The organism is Bordetella sp. FB-8 (assembly GCF_000382185.1).
GTDB lineage: Bacteria > Pseudomonadota > Gammaproteobacteria > Burkholderiales > Burkholderiaceae_B > Bordetella.
In genome coordinates, this window is the sequence record NZ_KB907784.1 from 1711500 (window position 1) to 1729637 (window position 18138).

The 18138-nt window shown below is 63.6% G+C and carries 16 protein-coding genes; 9 read left to right on the top strand and 7 right to left on the bottom strand.

All coding sequences use genetic code 11. The features are described 5' to 3' along the window. Positions 1–3 precede the first annotated feature (3 nt). From H143_RS0108185 to acpA, 7 genes are all read left to right on the top strand, one after another. Positions 4–1251: an ATP-binding protein gene (locus H143_RS0108185; protein WP_019937748.1), complete on the top strand. Its 1248-nt coding sequence runs from the start codon at positions 4–6 to the stop codon at positions 1249–1251. Then, a complete protein-coding gene (locus tag H143_RS0108190; protein ID WP_026349848.1) occupies positions 1248–1802 on the top strand; it encodes a response regulator transcription factor in 555 nt (184 codons plus the stop codon). The genes H143_RS0108185 and H143_RS0108190 overlap by 4 nt, the downstream gene beginning before the upstream one ends. Positions 1803–2036: 234 nt before the next feature. Continuing rightward, positions 2037–2945 carry a ubiquinol oxidase subunit II gene (gene cyoA / locus H143_RS0108195; RefSeq protein ID WP_026349849.1) on the top strand — a complete coding sequence of 303 codons (909 nt, stop codon included), beginning with the start codon at positions 2037–2039 and terminating at the stop codon, positions 2943–2945. Between the two features lie 3 nt (positions 2946–2948). Beyond that, positions 2949–4925 (top strand): cytochrome o ubiquinol oxidase subunit I, encoded by a 1977-nt coding sequence (cyoB, locus tag H143_RS0108200; RefSeq protein WP_033366255.1) that lies wholly within the window; start codon positions 2949–2951, stop codon positions 4923–4925. 3 nt (positions 4926–4928) lie between these two features. Further along, the gene (gene cyoC / locus H143_RS0108205; protein WP_019937752.1) at positions 4929–5543 is read left to right on the top strand and encodes a cytochrome o ubiquinol oxidase subunit III; all 615 of its coding nucleotides are present in this window, start codon (positions 4929–4931) and stop codon (positions 5541–5543) included. Next, positions 5543–5890, top strand: a complete 348-nt coding sequence (gene cyoD, locus H143_RS0108210; protein WP_019937753.1) for a cytochrome o ubiquinol oxidase subunit IV — start codon at positions 5543–5545, stop codon at positions 5888–5890. The genes cyoC and cyoD overlap by 1 nt, the downstream gene beginning before the upstream one ends. 156 nt (positions 5891–6046) lie before the next feature. Continuing rightward, positions 6047–7768 (top strand): acid phosphatase, encoded by a 1722-nt coding sequence (gene acpA, locus H143_RS0108215; RefSeq protein ID WP_019937754.1) that lies wholly within the window; start codon positions 6047–6049, stop codon positions 7766–7768. A 78-nt stretch (positions 7769–7846) separates the two neighbouring features. Here acpA and H143_RS0108220 read toward each other — a convergent pair whose 3' ends face one another. The 7 genes from H143_RS0108220 to H143_RS20245 are packed head-to-tail and all read right to left on the bottom strand — an operon-like array spanning position 7847 to position 14752. Further along, entirely contained in the window at positions 7847–9043 is a 1197-nt protein-coding gene (locus tag H143_RS0108220; protein ID WP_019937755.1) for an MFS transporter, read from the bottom strand. Further along, positions 9040–9261: a hypothetical protein gene (locus tag H143_RS22930; RefSeq protein ID WP_019937756.1), complete on the bottom strand. Its 222-nt coding sequence runs from the start codon at positions 9259–9261 to the stop codon at positions 9040–9042. Before H143_RS22930 ends, H143_RS0108220 begins: the two co-directional genes overlap by 4 nt. A gap of 60 nt (positions 9262–9321) precedes the next feature. Beyond that, positions 9322–9678, bottom strand: coding sequence for a hypothetical protein (locus tag H143_RS0108230; protein WP_019937757.1), 357 nt, complete (start codon positions 9676–9678; stop codon positions 9322–9324). Further along, positions 9675–11057 carry a lipopolysaccharide biosynthesis protein gene (locus H143_RS0108235; protein WP_155803353.1) on the bottom strand — a complete coding sequence of 461 codons (1383 nt, stop codon included), beginning with the start codon at positions 11055–11057 and terminating at the stop codon, positions 9675–9677. Before H143_RS0108235 ends, H143_RS0108230 begins: the two co-directional genes overlap by 4 nt. Then, positions 11054–12706, bottom strand: coding sequence for a glycoside hydrolase family 44 protein (locus tag H143_RS0108240; RefSeq protein WP_019937759.1), 1653 nt, complete (start codon positions 12704–12706; stop codon positions 11054–11056). Before H143_RS0108240 ends, H143_RS0108235 begins: the two co-directional genes overlap by 4 nt. Further along, complete coding sequence (locus H143_RS0108245) at positions 12684–14006, bottom strand: hypothetical protein (protein ID WP_019937760.1); 1323 nt, start codon at positions 14004–14006, stop codon at positions 12684–12686. The genes H143_RS0108240 and H143_RS0108245 overlap by 23 nt, the downstream gene beginning before the upstream one ends. Before the next feature lie 23 nt (positions 14007–14029). Then, positions 14030–14752: a polysaccharide biosynthesis/export family protein gene (locus tag H143_RS20245; RefSeq protein ID WP_019937761.1), complete on the bottom strand. Its 723-nt coding sequence runs from the start codon at positions 14750–14752 to the stop codon at positions 14030–14032. 304 nt (positions 14753–15056) lie between these two features. On the opposite strand from H143_RS20245, the gene H143_RS0108255 reads away from it, so the two are divergent. Further along, positions 15057–17135: a hypothetical protein gene (locus tag H143_RS0108255; RefSeq protein ID WP_019937762.1), complete on the top strand. Its 2079-nt coding sequence runs from the start codon at positions 15057–15059 to the stop codon at positions 17133–17135. A 10-nt stretch (positions 17136–17145) separates the two neighbouring features. Further along, the gene (locus H143_RS0108260) at positions 17146–18120 is read left to right on the top strand and encodes a DUF6492 family protein (RefSeq protein ID WP_019937763.1); all 975 of its coding nucleotides are present in this window, start codon (positions 17146–17148) and stop codon (positions 18118–18120) included. Positions 18121–18138: the final 18 nt, after the last annotated feature.

Sequence of the window (18138 nt, forward strand, 5' to 3'; positions counted from 1 at the left end):
GACATGTCCTTCGCCCAGCGTCCGCCTGTGTCGCGCGCGCCCCATTCCTTCGTGCGCACACTGTGCATCCTGCGCTGGGTGGCCATCGCCGGGCAGGCCGCGGCCATCCTGGTGGCGAGCAAGTTTCTGGACGTGTCGCTGCCCATGTTGCCGCTATGGGGCGGCGTGCTGGCGCTGGTGCTGTTCAACCTGATCGCCACCGCGCTGCCCCAGCGCAGCGAAGAGCTGGCGCCGGGCGTGGCCTTCATGCACCTGATGGCCGACATGCTCGCGCTCACCTGGATGGTGGCCTGGAGCGGCGGCATCGACAATCCATTCGGCATGATGTTTCTGGTGCTGACGGCGCTGGGCGCGTTGGCCTTGCCGCGCTTCTGGGCCCTGCTCGCCGCCCTGGCCAGCGTCGCCGGCTACGGCGTGTCGGCCCTGCTGGGCCAGCCGCTGGTCAGTCCGCACGACCAGCACACACTCGTGCCGTGGGGCATGGCCGTCACGTTCCTGATTTCCGTGGCCATCGTGTGCTCGTTCCTCACACGCCTGGCTGCGGGCCTGCGCAGCCGCGAGCGCGAGCTGGCGGCGCTGCGCGAACGCTTCACGCGCAATGAAGGCATTGTCGCGCTGGCCACTCACGCCGCTTCCATGGCGCACGAGTTGAACACGCCGCTGGCGACCATGACGCTGCTGGCCGACGAAATCGCCGAGCAGGTCGGCACTGGGCAGCCCCCCGACGACCAGATGCGCCAGGATGTGCGAACTTTGGGCGAATTGCTGGCCCTGTGCCGCGAACGCATCCGCAACCTGGCCGTGCCCAGCCAGGTCGACCTGGTACGGGTGGTGGGCCAGTGGACGCTGGTGCGGCCCGCCGTGGAACTCAAGCGCACCGGCGAGCTGCCGCCCACCTTGCGGGTCGAACCCGCCATCGCGCATTTGTTGCAGGCGCTGCTCAACAATGCCGCGGACGCGGGCGAGGAGGCGGGCGATCCGCGCGTGGAACTACACTTGTCCTATCAGGATGGCGTTCTGCGCGGCGAAGTGCGCGATCACGGTGCCGGCATGGATCCGGAGCGGCCGCTGTTGCCGGCCTCGGGTCTGTTTCACAGCGGCAAGCCGCAAGGCCTGGGCGTGGGCCTGGCCCTCTCGCATGCCACTGTCGAGCAGTGGGGCGGCGAGATGACCTTGACCGCCGGCCAGGGCGGCGGCACGCGCATCCGCTTTACTTTGCCGCTGCACAAGCAATCTGGAGTCGCATCGTGACCCTTTCCGGTCCAGGCCTTTTGATCGACGACGACGAACTCTATCTGCGGACCCTGCAGCGCGGTCTGTCGCGCCATGGCCTGCAGACGCATCTGGCCTGCAACTCGGCCCAGGCGCTGAGCCTGGCCGAATCGCTGCGGCCGTCCTTCGCGCTGGTGGATCTGCGGCTGGGCGAGGACTCCGGCCTGGCCCTGATCGCGCCGCTGCGCGCGCTGCGCGCCGACATGCGCATACTGCTCGTGACCGGCTATGCCAGCGTGGCCACGGCGGTCGAGGCCATCAAGCGCGGCGCCGACGATTATCTGCCCAAGCCGGCCACCATCCCCATGATCCTGCGCACCCTGGGCCTGGGTCAGGCGCGGGACGTGGCCATCGAAGAAACCATGATTCCCTTGCATCGCCTGGAGTGGGAGCATATTCACCAGGCCCTGGCCGAGACCGGCGGCAACGTCTCGGCCGCCGCCCGGCTGCTGGGCATGCACCGGCGTTCGCTGCAACGCAAGCTGGCCAAGAAACCAGGGCCCGAGCGCGACCTTTCGGCCGAGGATTGAAGCCGGTCGGAACAAGGGCTGGGTTGTAAATTGGTAACAATGGGGTGCGACATTTTGTCGCACCTTTGTGTCGGACTTTTCGTGGCGTTACTAAGGTTTACAGAGGATTTTGCCCCAATAAGGTGCAAGTTTAGGAGAAGGTGCGACATCGTGCCGCGTGTCCCCGCGGCGCTTGAGCGTTATTATGCCGACGTTGCTGCAATCGCGGCCTTATTACCCACGAGAAGGTAGTCAGTGAAAATCCCGTCCCTTGCAACCACGGCGCGCACGCTCTCGGTCGGCGCCCTCATGCTGCTCAGCGGCTGCAAAGCCGAACTACTCGACCCCAAGGGGGCGATCGGCATGCAGGAAAAGCACCTCATGCTGACCGCCCTGTGGCTGATGCTGATTGTGGTGATCCCCGTGATCATCATGACTCTGGTCTTTGCCTGGCGCTACCGCTCCACCAATACCAAGGCCACCTACGCGCCGCGTTGGTCGCACTCGACCGCCATCGAAGCGGTGGTGTGGATCATCCCCTGCGTCATTATCGCCATCCTGGCGACCCTGACCTGGACGAGCACGCACGAACTCGATCCCTACAAGCCGATCAAGTCCGACGTCAAGCCGCTGAATATCGACGTGGTCGCCATGGACTGGAAGTGGCTCTTCATTTATCCCGACCTGAACATCGCCACGGTCAACCAGATTGCGATGCCGGTCGGCACGCCGGTGAACTTTCGCATCACGTCCGCCACGGTGATGAACTCCTTCTTCATCCCGCAGTTGGGCAGCCAGATCTACGCGATGTCGGGCATGCAGACCAAGCTCAGCCTGATCGCCGACCATGCCGGCACCTATGCGGGCATCTCGTCGAACTTCAGCGGCCCCGGGTTCTCGGGCATGCGTTTCACCGCCATCGCCACCGACCAGAAGGGCTTCGACGACTGGGTCGCCAAGGCCCGCGCCGCCAATAACCCGCTGACCCAGACTGTCTACGCCGCGCTGAACAAGCCCAGCGAAAACAACCCGGTCACGTTCTACTCGAGTACGCCTCCCAGCATGTTCGATTTCATCCTGCATGCCCAAATGGCCAAGATCGCCGGTACGGACTCCCCCGTCTGCACCCCCCAGTCCAAAAACCTGGTCGCCGCCGCGGAGTAAATGATGTTCGGCAAACTCACACTGGATTCCATCCCCTTCCACGAGCCCATCGTGATGGTGACCATGGCCGCCGTTATTTTCGGCAGCGTGGTCGTGGTCGCGGCGCTCACCTATTTCCGTCTGTGGAAGTACCTCTGGACCGAATGGTTCACCTCGGTCGACCACAAGCGCATCGGCATCATGTACATCTTCGTGGCGCTGATCATGCTGCTGCGCGGCTTCGCCGATGCCATCATGATGCGCACGCAGCTGGCCATCGCCAATAATGATTCGGCCGGCTTCCTGCCGCCGCATCACTACGACCAGATCTTCACCGCCCACGGCGTGATCATGATCTTCTTCATGGCCATGCCTTTCATCGTGGGCTTGATGAACATCGCGGTGCCGCTGCAGATCGGCGCGCGCGACGTGGCCTATCCCTTCCTCAATCTGCTGTCGTTCTGGCTGTTCGTCTCGGGCGTGGTCCTGGTCATGCTTTCGCTGTTCATCGGGCAATTCGCCGCCACGGGCTGGCTGGCCTATCCGCCGCTGTCCGAGCTGAGCTACAGCCCCACGGTGGGGGTGGACTACTACATCTGGTCCCTGCAGATATCGGGCCTGGGCACGACGCTGTCGGGCATCAACTTCGTGGTCACCATCCTGCGCATGCGCGCTCCCGGCATGAAGCTGATGAAGATGCCCGTGTTCACCTGGACGGCGCTGGTCACCAACGTGCTGATCGTGGCGGCCTTCCCGGTGCTGGCCGCCACGCTGGCGCTGCTGACGGTCGACCGCTACCTGGGCATGCACTTCTTTACCAACGACGGCGGCGGCAACGCCATGATGTACATCAACCTGATCTGGATCTGGGGCCACCCGGAGGTCTACATCCTGATCCTGCCGTGCTTCGGCGCATTTTCTGAAATCGTCGCCACGTTCTCGGGCAAGCCGCTGTTCGGCTACAAGTCCATGGTCTACGCGACCTCGGCGATCGGCGTGATGTCGTTCATTGTGTGGCTGCACCACTTCTTCACCATGGGTTCGGGCGCCAACGTCAATGCTTTCTTCGGCATATCGACGATGATCATCTCCATACCGACCGGCGTGAAGATCTTCAACTGGCTGTTCACCATGTACCGCGGCCGGGTGCGCATGACCGTGCCGGTCTACTGGACGATCGGCTTCATCATCACCTTCGTGATCGGCGGCATGACCGGCGTGATGCTGGCCATCCCCGGCGCCGACTTCGTGCTGCACAACAGCGTGTTCCTGATCGCGCACTTTCACAACGTGATCATCGGCGGCGTGGTGTTCGGCTGTATTGCCGCGCTGAACTACTGGTTCCCCAAGGCCTTCGGCTTCAAGCTGAACGAAACCCTGGGCAAGTGCTCGTTCTGGTGCTGGCTGGTGGGCTTCTACTTCGCTTTCATCCCCTTGTACATCCTGGGCCTGAAGGGCATGACCCGCCGCCTGAACCACTATGACAACCCCGAGTGGCATCCGTACCTGGTGGTGGCCTGGTTCGGCGCGGTCATCATCGCCGCGGGCATCGGTTTCCTGATCCTGCAGATCCTGGTCAGCATCCGGGACCGCGAGAAGAACCGCGACCTGACTGGCGACCCCTGGGGCGGCCGCACGCTCGAGTGGGCCATCGCTTCGCCGGCGCCGTTCTACAACTTCGCCCACGTGCCTCACGTCGACCACCTGGACCAGTTCTGGGAAGACAAGGAAAACGGCACCGCCTACAAGCAGCCGACGCACTACGAAGACATCCACATGCCGCGCAACACCGCAGCGGGTCCCATCATGGGCATTCTTTCCATGGCCATGGGCTTTGGTCTGATCTGGCACATCTGGTGGATGGCCATCATCGGTTTTGTCGGCATGATCGTCACGTTCGTTGTGCGCAGCTACAGCACCGACCTGGACTACTACGTCCCGGCCGCTGAAGTCCAAGCCACCGAAAACGCCCGCTATCGTCAACTGCAACAGGTTGCCTGAGTCATGACCCAAGCTGCTTCTTCCGCCCTGCACGACGTGGCGCATCATCACGAGCACCACGACGACGGAGCCAAGGTCACCCTTGGCTTCTGGATCTACCTGATGAGCGACTGCCTGATCTTTTCAGTGCTGTTCGCCACCTTCGCCGTCCTGGGCCACAACTATGCCGGCGGCCCCGACGGCAAGGAAATCTTCGACCTGCACTACGTGCTGGTCGAGACCATGCTGCTGCTGATCTCCAGCTTTACGTTCGGCGTGGCCATGCTCAATATGTACGCTGGCAACAAGAGCAAGGTGATCGGCTGGCTGCTCATCACTTTCCTGTTCGGTCTGGGCTTCATCGGCATGGAAGTCTACGAATTCCATCATCTGATCCTCGAAGGCAACGGCCCCGACCGCAGCGCCTTCCTGTCCGCCTATTTCACGCTGGTCGGCACCCACGGCCTGCACGTGACCTTCGGCCTGATCTGGATCGCGATCTCGATGCACCAGGTCAGCCGTTTCGGCCTGAACGACATGACCCGTCGCCGACTGGCCTGCCTGAGCCTGTTCTGGCACTTCCTGGACATCGTCTGGATCTGCGTGTTTACCTTCGTCTATCTGTTTGGAGTCCTCTGATGTCGCACCCACATGAGGCCGGCCACGACCACGCCAGTCATGGCGGCCACGGCAGCCTGAAGTCCTACATCGTGGGCTTCGCCCTTTCCATCGTTCTGACGCTGATCTCCTTCTGGATCGTGCTGGGCGGTGCGGTGCCGCGCGACGCGATCGAGCTCTCGCTGGCGCTGTTCGCGGTGCTCCAGCTGCTGGTTCAGCTGGGCTTCTTCCTGCACCTGGGCGCCAACCCGGAACAGCAGCAGAACACCGCGATCTTTCTTTTTACCGCCCTGGTCCTGGGCATCGCCGTCGGCGGTTCGCTGTGGGTGATGCACAACGCCAACGTGCTGATGATGCCCAAGATGTAATGCCCGCTTGCCGCGGCGGTGCGCGGCGCAGTAGAAAGGCCCATGTCCGCAAGGACGTGGGTTTTTTTTCGCCCTCGTCTTTGCGCCCGAGGTGCAAGAAAACTGACATGCCGCGGCTTTAAGCTGACGAGCCAGGACCCTCCCATCAGGTGAACCATGAGCGACACACCGCAAGAGACGAACGACCAGGGCAGCGACGAGATCGACCAGGGCTTTGCGCGCGCGACGCGCCGAGGTTTTCTGACCGGCATGGCCGCGCTGGGCGCCAGCGCGGCCGCGGGCGACGTCCTGGCGGCACAGGACGGCCGCGGGCAAGGCGGCCAGCCAGCGCCGCATCCTTCCAGCCCGGCTTTCACGCACGCCTTGCGCAAGCATGTGAAGCACATTGTCGTGATCTATGCCGAGAACCGCAGCTTCAATAATCTGTTCGGCAATTTTCCCGGCGTGCAGAAACCGCTGTCCGCGCTCGAGGCCGACGACTACCGGCAGGTGGACCGCGACGGCAAGCCGCTGCCGACGCTGCCGCCGGTGTGGAAGGGCCTGGTACCCCACGAGCAGACGGTCAACCACGTCAAGTACCACGTTTCGCAGGACGCACCGTACATGGCAGGGCTGTACAACGGCCCCTTCGCGCTGCGCGGACCCCAGGGCGAGTACCTGCCGCAGGGCGTGGTCACGCGCGACCTCTGGCACGTGTTCTACCAGAACCAGATGCAGATCAACGGCGGCAGGAACGACAAATTCGTGGCCTGGGCCGATTCCGGCGCTCTGACGATGGGCTATTACGCCGACACGGCCTATAACCTGCGCCTGTGGAGCCTGGCCCAGGAGTTCGTGCTGTGCGACAACTTCTTTCAGGGCGCTTTTGGCGGCTCCTTCCTCAACCACCAGTACCTTGTTGCCGCGCGCGCGCCTTTCTATCCCGACGTGCACAACTCGCCGGCCCGCAGGCTGGTCGCGACCCTGGAAAGCGACGACCCGGCCGATCCGCGCCTGAAACCTGACCCCGAGAAGTCGCCGTCCAGCGCCCTGCTGGGTCCGCCGGTGTTCGGTCCCAGCGCGCTCACGCCCGACGGCTACGCCGTCAACACCATGGCCGCGCCTTTTTGGCCGAGCCACGCACCGCGCGACAAGCAAAACCCGGCGCTGGCCGATGCCGGCAGCCCGATGGTGGTGCCGCCGCAGACCCACGCGCATATCGGTGACCTGCTCGATGCCAAGGGCGTGGATTGGGCCTGGTATGCCGGCGGCTGGCAGGCCGCCGTGGACGGCAAGCCCAATGAGCCGGGTTTTCCGCCCGTGCCCAATTTCCAGTATCACCACCAGCCCTTCAATTTCTTCGAGGATCTCGGCCCGCGGCATCCCGAGGCGCGCGCCCGACATTTGCGCGACGCCGGTCTGGGCGACATGTCCGACACCAACAAGTTCATGGCCGACGTCGATGCCGGCCGGCTACCCGCGGTGACGTTCTACAAACCGCAGGGCAACCTGAACATGCATGCCGGCTACTCCGACGTGGAATCGGGCGACCGCCATATCGCCCACATCGTCGACAGCCTGCGCCGCGGCAGCCAGTGGCAGGACATGGTGGTGATCATCACCGTGGACGAGAACGGCGGATGGTGGGATCACGTGTCTCCGCCCAAGGGCGACCGCTGGGGGCCGGGTACGCGCATCCCGGCGCTGGTGGTCTCGCCCTATGCGAAGAAGGGCCTGGTGGATCATACGGTTTACGACACCGGCTCCATCCTGCGCCTGATCACGCGGGTGTTCGATCTGCCCACGCTCGAAGGCATCAAGTTGCGCGACGACGCGATGCGGGCGCGGGGCCAGAAGCCCATGGGCGACCTGAGCGGCGCGCTGACGTTCAGCGCTTGAGTCCACGCGCTGATCGAGGCGAACGGCCAAGACCGCGCGAGCCAGGTGTCGTCGGCGCGGCCTCTTGTCGCGGCAGGCTCAGGCCGCGCAGGGCCGCGAACCGCTATGGCGGTCGACGGCGACCGATACTGTCCACAGGGCAAAGCCGCCCAGCGCCAGGCCGCATCCCACCCAGCCGGTGGATGTCCAGCCGTGGCCGCCCGCAATGGCCAAGCCGCCCAGGAAGGGACCCAAAGCATTGGCGGTGTTGAAGGCCGAATGATTGAGCGCGGCGGCCAGGCCCTGTGCGTCCTGGGCCACGTCCATGAGGCGGGTCTGCAGCACCGTACCCAGCGCGCCGCCCAGGCCGATCATGAAGACCGACAGCGAGATCGTCCACACATTGCCCGCCATGAACGGAAAGAGCGCCAGCGCGAACGCGCTCCACAGGAGCATGGCGCCCGCGGTGCGCATGAGCGCCCGGTCGGCGAAATACGGAATGAAAAGATTGCCTGCCGTCAGGCCTATGCCCAGCACGCTGAGCACCAGCGGCGTCGCTTCGGGCGAAACCCGCGTGACATCGTGCAGCGTATCGGCCAGATAGGTATATACGGCGAACAGGCCGCCGAAGCCGATGGCGCCTATGCCCAATGTCAGCCATACCTGGCCGCGTGCCAGGGCGCTCAGTTCGCGCAGCGGGCTGGCCTGCGGGTCGACGGGAGAGGGCGGAGCCCACAGGCGCACCAACAGCATGGTGGCCAGCCCGAGCAGGGCCACCAGGCCGAAGCTCCAGCGCCAGCCCAGGGCCTGTCCCAACCAGTTGGACAGGGGCACCCCCAGGATGGTGGCGCAGGTCAGCCCCAGGAACATGCGGCCCACGGCCCAGGTGCGGCGGTTATCCGGCACCAGCGAGGTCGCCACCAGCGCGGCGAAGCCGAAGTAGGCCCCGTGCGGCAGGCCGGCAATGAAGCGGAACAGCAGCATCCAGTGGTAGGTGGGCGCCAGACCGCTCAGGCCGTTGCCCAGGGCGAACAGGGCCATCAGCAAAACGAGCAGCTTGCGGCGCGGCATGCGCGCACCCAGCACCGCCAGGATGGGCGCGCCCACCACTACGCCCAAGGCATAGGCGCTGATGACGTGGCCGGCCGTCGGCGCGTCGATGCCCAGGCCCTGTGCGAAATAGGGCAGCAGGCTCATGGTGGCGAATTCGGTGGTGCCGATGGCAAAGCCGCCCATGGCCAAGGCGAACAGCACCCGTCCCAGGCGGTGCTGCGTGACGGAGGTATTCAGGGTCATCGGGTCACGTGGGTTTCGGCTGCCGCACCCAGATAGTCCATCTTTCCGACGGGCACGCCGCTCAGCCGCTCGGCCGACAGCTTGGACGTGTCGCTGGCGCGCTGCACCTGCCCGGCCAGTGCGCGCAGCCCGCGGATGAAAACCGGCACGCAGGCCTGGTACATGGCCTGGCCGCAGAAGGCGCTGGCCGCGGTGGGTCTGGAGAAGGCGTGGGACATCGAAGAGATTCCGAAACAGGCGGGCGCAGCCTGCCATCGTACTGCGATGAGTGGGCGGATTTATTGCGACGAGTTGCCGTCTGGCGCTGGCGGGACGTTGCGCTTTTGTGACTCGATGCAACCGAGCAGCGTCACGTAGTCCTGCGGATGCTCAGCACGGGTGTATGCGTTGCAGCCGTCCTGTATTGCTTCGGGTGTCTGCTCCCATCGGCGTCGGATGGCGTCATAGGCCGTGCGCTGCCCTATCAGGCATTGCGATTGGGCGGCATCCGAGAAGCCGTTCTCCGTATGGGAGCGCAGCATGCAATAGAGATCGGTGTCATAGCGCGGCGGGTCCATGCTGGGTGCGGCCCCGGCGCGGCCCATGCAGGCCTGCACGATGATGAGGATGGCTGCTGCGAAAGAGACTCGATTCATGATGCGGTTCCATCTCCGCGCGGGTTGCGGCGGCGCAGATGGCCGAGCGCTTCACGCCATAGCCAGGCATGCGGCGCCACGCCCAGCAGTCGGCGCGCCATCCAGGCCGAGGCGGTGCCGTTCACGGCAAGCGCGAGCAAAGTCGCCAGCGCAGCCCCCGCGCTACCGTACAGCGGAGCCAGTCCCGCCAGTCCCACGAGCAGCACGGCCAGGGTGGCGATATTGATTCGATACAGCGCATTCATATGCGATGTCATGCCCAGCATTTCGGGCATGGCGGTGAAGCAGGCAGCCACGAATTGGCCGATCGTGAGCAAGCGCAGCGTAGCTGCGCCCTGATCGTAGCCATGGCCGAACAGGGCCAGCAAATGGGTGGGGAAGATCAGCAGGAGGGCAGCGGCCGGCAGCGCCAGGCACACTACCAGGCCGATGGCCTGGGCCGCGTTCTTTTCCAGTGCTTGCGCGTTGCCGCGCGTGTACAGCTCGGCGAACCTGGGCACGGCCATGCCAGCCACGCCGCTGATTAGCATATTGATGGCCAAGGCCATGCGCCAGGTCAGGGCGAACAAGCCGGCGTCCCGGTCCGTGGCAACGATGCCGAGCACGATGGCGGGCGCGGAGGTCAGGAGCAGCTTGGTCACTTCCAGCGAGAAGAAGGACAGCCCCGGCTTGAGTAGCGCCGGCACCCCCGTTGCGGGTTGTTCGGCGCGCGCCTCGGGCAAGGCGCGCTGGAGCAGAACGGCGCCGACGAGCGCGGCCACGGCGAAGCTCGCGGCGGTTAGGATCAGGGTGTTGTTGACCGTGAGCAGGTGCGCCAGGCTTAGTGGAATGGCCGCGACGCAGAAGATGGCCGGCCAGAGCCAGGAATAGATCATTTGGCTCCGGCTTACGCGCTGCAGTCCGGCCAGGGCGCCAGCCAATGCCGCGCCCAGATTCTGCGGAATGAGGGTGAGCGCGCCCAGGGCCAGCGGCACGGCCAGCTCGCTTTTTTTGAGCACGTGGACGGCAAAAAGCGAGGCACCCGCCGCGAGCAGCACCGAGACGCAGGTGGAAGCCACCAGAACCAATATCAGTCCGCGCCGGATCACGGGGCGTACGGCGGCGGGTCGATCCGAAGCCATGTCCATCGCGATCTGCCGGGTCAGCGCCATGTCCAGGCCCAGGCGGCCGAAACCGGCCAGCGCCACCGTCATGCTATACACGATGTAGAAGCGCCCGGTGTCGACCACGCCCAGCGCGACCGCAACCAGCAGGTGAAAGCCGTAGCGGCTCGGCAGGTCGAGCAGGCGCACGCTCAGGCTGGCCAGCGCGCCCCGGATCATGGAGCGATTTTGTGCCGGGGGCGAGTCGGGGCTCTGCCCGTCTTGCCGTCTGCTCATTTATGCGCCGTGTCGTGTAGGACGAAGAGGGTCACGCTTTGCGGCGGCAGCATAGTGTGCAGCTGGCTGTTGGCATAGTCGGTGTCTTGCAGGCGAGCTATGGCGTTGTCCGCGAGCTGCCAGGTCTCGGCCTTGCCCTTGCCCGGAAAGTTGTCGACTGCGATCGTCGTATCGGCTGATTGGTCGAGCTGCTTGTTGATGACCATGATGGTCATGACGTGATCATGGTCGCGCAGCGCCGCGAATGACGAGACCTGGTCCGGGTCGGGTGCCGTGTCGGCGACGCTGGTGGTGCCGAACGCCGAACCGTGGCCGTCGTAGTTGCGGTAGAGCTTGATGGCTTTATAGACCGGCATGGACGGATCGATGGTGCCCCAGCGCGTGGCGATATCCAGCCCCTCCCGGCCGAAAATGCCGAGCAGATCGGCCTGGGCCGTGGCTCCGTTCATGAGATTTTCGCCGCCCCAGTTGTATTCCGTGAGCGCGATCGGCGTGCCGGGATAGTAGTAGGTATCGACCCATTTGCGCATCGTCGGGATCAGATCCACCACGCTGTTGATCCAGTTGGGGTCCTTGTAGTTGGGGTCCCACAGGTCGCGCGTGGAGCGATTGCGGGCCAGCGCGATGGCTGGCGTGTTGGGCTCGCCCGCATCGTTGTATTCCCCGCCTTGGGGGTAGAAGTGCAGGCTGAATACATCGATGGGATGGCCGGCTTTCTTCCATTGCGTGAGCAGCCAGGGTACGTAATCCATGCCCTGGGTTTCGGTTTGCCTGTCGGGCGCATAGGCCATGCTCTTCTGGTCGTGCATGTATTGCGTATCGAAGCCGCTGTAGTGAAAACCCATCCAGCCCCATTCTTCCGGCGCTACGATCAATGCCTTCGGATCCGCCGCCTTCACGGCTTTGGAGTAGGCGATCACCTTGCTTGCAATTTCACGGGCGTGGGCCCCAATGGGGTGGATATCGCGATGGGCGAGTTGCCAAAGGCTGGGCTCGTTATCCATCAGGTAATAGCGCGCGCCGCCGGCGTGGCCGAACTTGCGGACCAGTTGCTTGACCCGATCTTCCTGGCTTTGCGGATCGTCAGGAACCGAGGCGTCGTCCGGGTCGTTCTTGATGAACTTGCCGTCGAGTCCGACGCCGTTGCCGGCATCGATCAGGCCATTGACGTCGAAGTTTTGCTGCGGACCGTACTTGGCGATGGAGAAGCTGGCGAGCCGCGCGCGGTCCTTGCCTAGCTTGGCTACCCTGCCGATCATCGGGATGGTCAGCATGGGGACGGCTCCCCCCGCGCGGGTGAGCTCTACGAAGCGCTCGTTGAACTGGTCGTAGATGGCTTTCGGATCGACCGCCTGGCTTTCGAAGAACCAGTCGACGCCCGCGTTGCGGGCGTCGATTTTCCAGTTGTAGGTCGAGGCGCTGTTGCCGCCGGAACGGTTGATCGTTACGCGCAAGTCTTTCAGAGTTTCGGTCGTGCCGAAATTCAGGCCGTAGATCAGCGGGCTAATGGGATGGCGGTTGGCCCCGGCGTTCACAACGATGGTCACCGGTAGGGGCGTATTCTGCGCGCACGCGACGCCGGCGGTCGCGCCCGACCAGAGCAGCATCGCCAGCAGGATGCGCAGGCTAAGACGTCTGAGCTTGGGCATGCGGACTCCGTGAGTCGATATCGTTGTGTTCGAGTCCCCCCGCATGCCATACGTAGACGAAGATCGCGAGTATGACCGTGGTCTCGCCGGGCGTGAGCGTCAGCGGGTAGAACGGAGAAATCAGCAGAACATAGATGATGTAGTCGGCCAGGGCGCCGAGGAAGTCGTCCTCGACCTTGGTCCGCAGGCGCCGGTAGAAGGCCAGGCCGCGCAGCTCGACAAAGAGCCACAGCAGCGCGCCGCAGATGCCGTACTCGAAAATGATCCCCAGCCAGGTAATGTCGGACAGGAAAAAGGCGTGGTTGAAGTAGGCGATCAGGCTGTCGCTGCTTGTGGGGCTGATCGAACCTACGCCAAAGAGCCAGCGCAGCGGGCTGTCGCCAAGGAACCCGGTCGCCAACTGCATGGTAATCACCTTGACTTCGAGGCCGCTGTCGGCGCCGGTATCGAAGATGGTGGCCAGGTAGCCGACCGAGAATATACCTGCCAGCGCGACGGGAGCGAGCACCAGCAGCAGCAGCCGGGTCCGGGGCCGTGCCCAGACGATGGAGTTCAAGGCCACGACGCCTACGATGCCGATGATCATGGCGCGCGTCTTGACGATCAGGGCCGTGACGGCGAAGGCGACGAGCATGCCCAGCAGATAGCGCAGGCTGCGCTCGAACCATGCCCTGCGGTAGCAGAAGAACAGCATGACGATGGGAAAGTACATCGACATGCGCATGCGGTGGCCACGGTTGTCGCTGGAGAAGAATGGCTGGGCGTTGAGCGCGTAGGAGCCTTGATACCAACTGTCCGGAACCACGATCGCAAGCAAGATCAGGGCGGCGGACACGACGGCGCCCCAGAAGAGAAAGCCACGTTCCAGCTCATGTAGGGTCGGCTGCAAGATGAGTAGCAGGGCCAGGAATGAGAAGAAATACAGGAGTGGCAGCAGCTTGACCTGCGCCGTGATGCTGGTGAAAAAGCCCTCGTGGAAGTAGAACATCGCAGCAAGGCTCGGCAGCAGCAGCAGCCAGGCGAAGCTCAGGAGCATTTGCCGGCTCATGGGGAAGCGGGGGTGGCGCATCAGGTGAAGGGCCAGCGGCAGCGACAGTATGGGCCAGGCTTTGGACAGCGCCCAGAGCGGCATCAGTGCCTTGATGTAGTGAAAAGTCTGGCCGAACAGAGGCAGCACGGCAATCAGCAGCCACAGGATGCGCGGCCTGGCCGGGGCGGTCGAGAAAACAGGGGCGAGTTCGCCGTGAGAGGAGGCCTGGTCCGTCTCGGGCAAGCTCTCCGCCTGGCCGCGGGGATTCATGGCGATGGGGCGGTCGAGGGTCTTTAGTGGGTAGGGTTTACGTTATAGCTGTAGCCCACGGATTTGCTGAAAGGCACGGCCTGGTTCAGGTGCTGGTCCACCCACTGGTCGACCTCGGCGATCGAGGATTTCGGCACGAAGATCGTGTCGGAGGCCTGCAGGACCACTGCCTGGTTCGGATCGCCCGTGTGGGTCAGCGCGTCGATGTCGATGGTGCGCAGCATGGGGCGTCCGTCCACCGGGCTGCGCCGGATCAGCACGACTTCGTCGCTGCGTGCCGTATCTTTCATGCCGCTGGCGGCCGCGATGGCCTGGATCACGGTCATGTCTGCGCTGAGCGGCACCGCCCCTGGCTTTCCGACCTGGCCGTCCACGTACACATGGCCGCCGTATTTCGCGACTCGGACTGAGGCGTGCGCGTTGGCGACCACGTCGTTGGCCGCCAACGCCTTGTCGATGATGTCGGCGAACTGGGTGGTCGTGCGGCCGGCCGCCGGCAGCACGCCGGCCAGCGTCATGGTAAATGTGCCGTCGGGCGCCACAAGGCCATTCTGGTTCAGTTCGGAATTTAAGGGTAGGGTGATGGCGACGTCGTCCCCGGGCTGGATGAGATACTGCGCGGGGGCGGCGTTCACCCAGGTGGAGAAGTTGGCGGGCTGCTGATATTTCGCATCCACCCAGGTCGTGGAACAACCGGTCAGGCAGGTCGGCACCAGCGCCAGTGCGCAGACCAAGCGAAGTATCATCGGAACGCGTGGTGGGCGCATGCGCAGCCAACCTCTCAGGTTACCGTCAGACGGCGTGAAAAAAGCGCAACAATTAGCTGCAATCTATATAAAATGCCCCTCCAGTATACGTCATGGCCCATGCCATGCTCCGCGTTCGGCGAAGATGAGTCCGAGCATGCGGCGAAATACAATCCAAAGTCCGGTAGTTAAATCCCGTATGGTTATTTCCACTAGAGCGAGGCAAGACCGTAGGGAACTCGCCGGGCTGAGCTTCCGCGATTACCTCAATACTTTTTTCTATTACCGCAGGATCGCCATCGCAGTGTTCCTGTTCATCGCGGCGCTGGGTATCATCGTTGCGCTGCTGCGGCCCCCGCCGTACCAGGCTCAGGCGACGCTGCTTGTGTTGTTTGCCGGGTATTACGACCAGTCCAACGAGGTCAAGGGCATCCCGGTGGCCCCCGGCGTCGGCCAGCTGAACAGCGTCGAATCCCAGATCCTGAACAGTCCCGAACTGCACCGGGAGGTGGTCCACGCCGAACTCGGTCCCAACGCCAGCACGAAGGAGTTCGACAAGAAGTTGCAGGATTTTGAAAGCCACTTCCATCTCGAACAGAGCGACGTCTCCAATACGATCAAGCTGTCTTACTACGATGCCGACCCGCAACGGGCGGCCAGGGTGCTTTCCCTGCTGCTGAAGAATTATTTCAGCCAGCGCGCGGCCATCTTCACATCGGGCCGGGCCGCTATGCTGGCCGAGCAGCGCGACGCCGTTCGGGCCAAGCTAGACAAGGCCAATGCCGACCTGCTGGCCTTCCAGAAGGCGCATGGCATCGTCAACATTACTGACCAGATCAACCGCGCCGTGGCGCTGGAAAATCTGCTGCTCCAGCGCAAGCTGGAGAACGATGCCGCGCTGGTCCAGGACCGCAGCTCGCTTCAGACCATGCTGGTCGCCAGCCAGGACGTGCAGCCGACCATCATGCTGTTTACCGACAACACCCAGGCCGTGCAGGCGCTGGCCACGATGCAGATCTCGTTGATGCAGCTGGAGACGCGCCGTTCGGACATGGCGTCGCGCTACATGGACGGCTCGCCTTTCGTGCAGCAGCTCGACAAGCAGATCGCGGCTGTGCGCCTGAACATCGAGAAGCAGAAGCGGCAGCTGGCCAACGCCACGCGTTATGGTCACAACAGCTATTACGATACGGTCAGGGACAGGCTGACCAGCCTGCGGATCAATATTTCCGGAGAAATCGCCCGCCAGAAGGAACTGCAGGCCCAGCTCGCTCAGGCCCATGCCCAGTCGCAAAATCTGATCGCCATATCCGATCGGCTGCGTCAGATGCAGGCCGACCGCGATCTTCTGGCAGACAGCTATCGCACGAGATATCAACTCGTCGAGCAGGCCGACATCCAACAGGAACAGGCCAGCAACGCCAATAGCACCAACGTGCGCGTCATCCAGGCGCCGTTGCCGCCGACGCAGCGCAGCCTGACCCTGGGCTTGCTGATGGTGGCGAGCATCGTCGCCGCGCTGGTGGTCTCCATCCTTGCCGTGCTGGTGATGGCCAGCTTGCGCGAAACCTTTCTCAGCCCCGAACAGATCGAGCGCGCGCTGCTATTGCCCGTGCTGAGCGCGCCCATCATCGTGCGCCGCGCCATCGGCTATTTCGCGGCCCGGCGTGGGGCGGCGCCCGCCAAGCCGGAATCCGCGCCCCCACGCCGTTCCCGCAGCGGACTGAATTCCCGCATCGCGCATTCGGTCTACGGTCGCATGGCTTCCGTCATACGCGGCAGTTCGGACGCGACTTCCAAAGTCGTCATGCTGCTCGCCTCCGGCAAGAGCGAAGGCGTGCATCGGGTCATCCAGGGGCTGGCCGTCGAGCTGGAGCGCCGTTCCGCGCTTCCTATCGTGATCCTCGATATGGAGGCGTCCGTGGACGCCTCGGCTTACGGCCAGATCAACGATCAGGGGTTGATAGATTGGCAGGACGTCGAATTGGGCGGCGATGCGCTGTTCGCAAGCCGGTCAGAGGCAGTGCCGGACATCGATTTCCATCGGGTTGCCCGGCACAATATCGTGGTTGCGCGGCCCAAGCTTGAGGTGCAGGGACCCTCATGGCAGCATGCGGCCACGCTGTTCGGTGCGTTGCGCAAGGATCACGAATACATTTTGGTCCATGGGCCTTCGGCCAATCAGTCTTTCAACGGTATTGAAAATTCCGCGGTGGTCGACGCGGTAGTGCTGGTGGTTCGGGCCGAGGTCACGCGCAAGCCGATGATCCAAAACCTGAAGAGCCAGGTGCTGGATTCAGGCGGCAAACTCATCGGCGTCGCCATGACTTACCGCCACGTCTACATTCCCGGGTTTCTCTACCGGCTCTTTTTGAACCGCTAATCCGAGTGCCATGCCCCAGATCAGTGCGATCCTGCCTCTCAAAACTAGTGGCCGACACTATGCCGACAATATCGGCCGCTGCGACATCCTGTTTTCGTCGCTGCGCCATTTTGCATCGCCGGACCTTTTCTCCCGCTTTGTACTGGTCGTGCCGCACGACGAAGTCGAGGAGGTCAAGGGCTATGCCAAGGCCTGGTCCGACTTTCCGATCGAGGTCGTCGACGAGTCCCTGCACATGGGCATCTTCGCCGAGTTTTCGCAGCGGCATCAGATTCGCAACTGGCATCGCCAGCAGATCATCAAGCTCTATGCACCGGCCTTGATCGATACCGAGTTTTTCCTGGTGTTCGATCCGGACTGCTTCGCTACGCATCCCCTGTCGGTGGACACGCTGATCGTCGACGGCAAGGCCTTGACGCATTACATGCCGCGCACGGCCGAACCCTCCTTCTGGCAGGCCTCGGCCAAGCTGCTCGGCATCGATCCGCATCTGGAGCGCACCGGCCTGTGGTGGACGCCGGCCATTCTGTCGCGCACCCTGTGCCTGAATCTGCATCGCCGTCTTGAGACCCAGTTCGGCCAGGATTGGCGGCGCGTGCTGCTCAGCAATTACACGCTCGACTGGACCGAATACACGCTCTACTGGCTCGTCGCCGAGCAAGACGGGCTGTTGGACCGTTACCATACTGCCTGCCGGCCGGGGCAGCGGACGCTGCACGCCAGAGAGAGCGTCTGGTACGCCAAGCATATGGAAAGCTGGGATGTCGCCCGCCAATTCGCGCCGGACAGCGACGGGTTATTCGCATTGGTGCAGAGCAATACTAAGATCCCCCTGCAGCAGGTGGCGCGCAAGCTGTCGCCGTATTTTCCCATCAAGATCCAGCCCTACGAACGCCGCGTCGACTGGGCCTTGAAGACGGCCGAACTGTACTCGGCCGTGATGCGCCGCGGACTCAAGCTGCTGCGCCACTCGCTCGGACGGTAAAGGCCGAGCAAGCGCTTC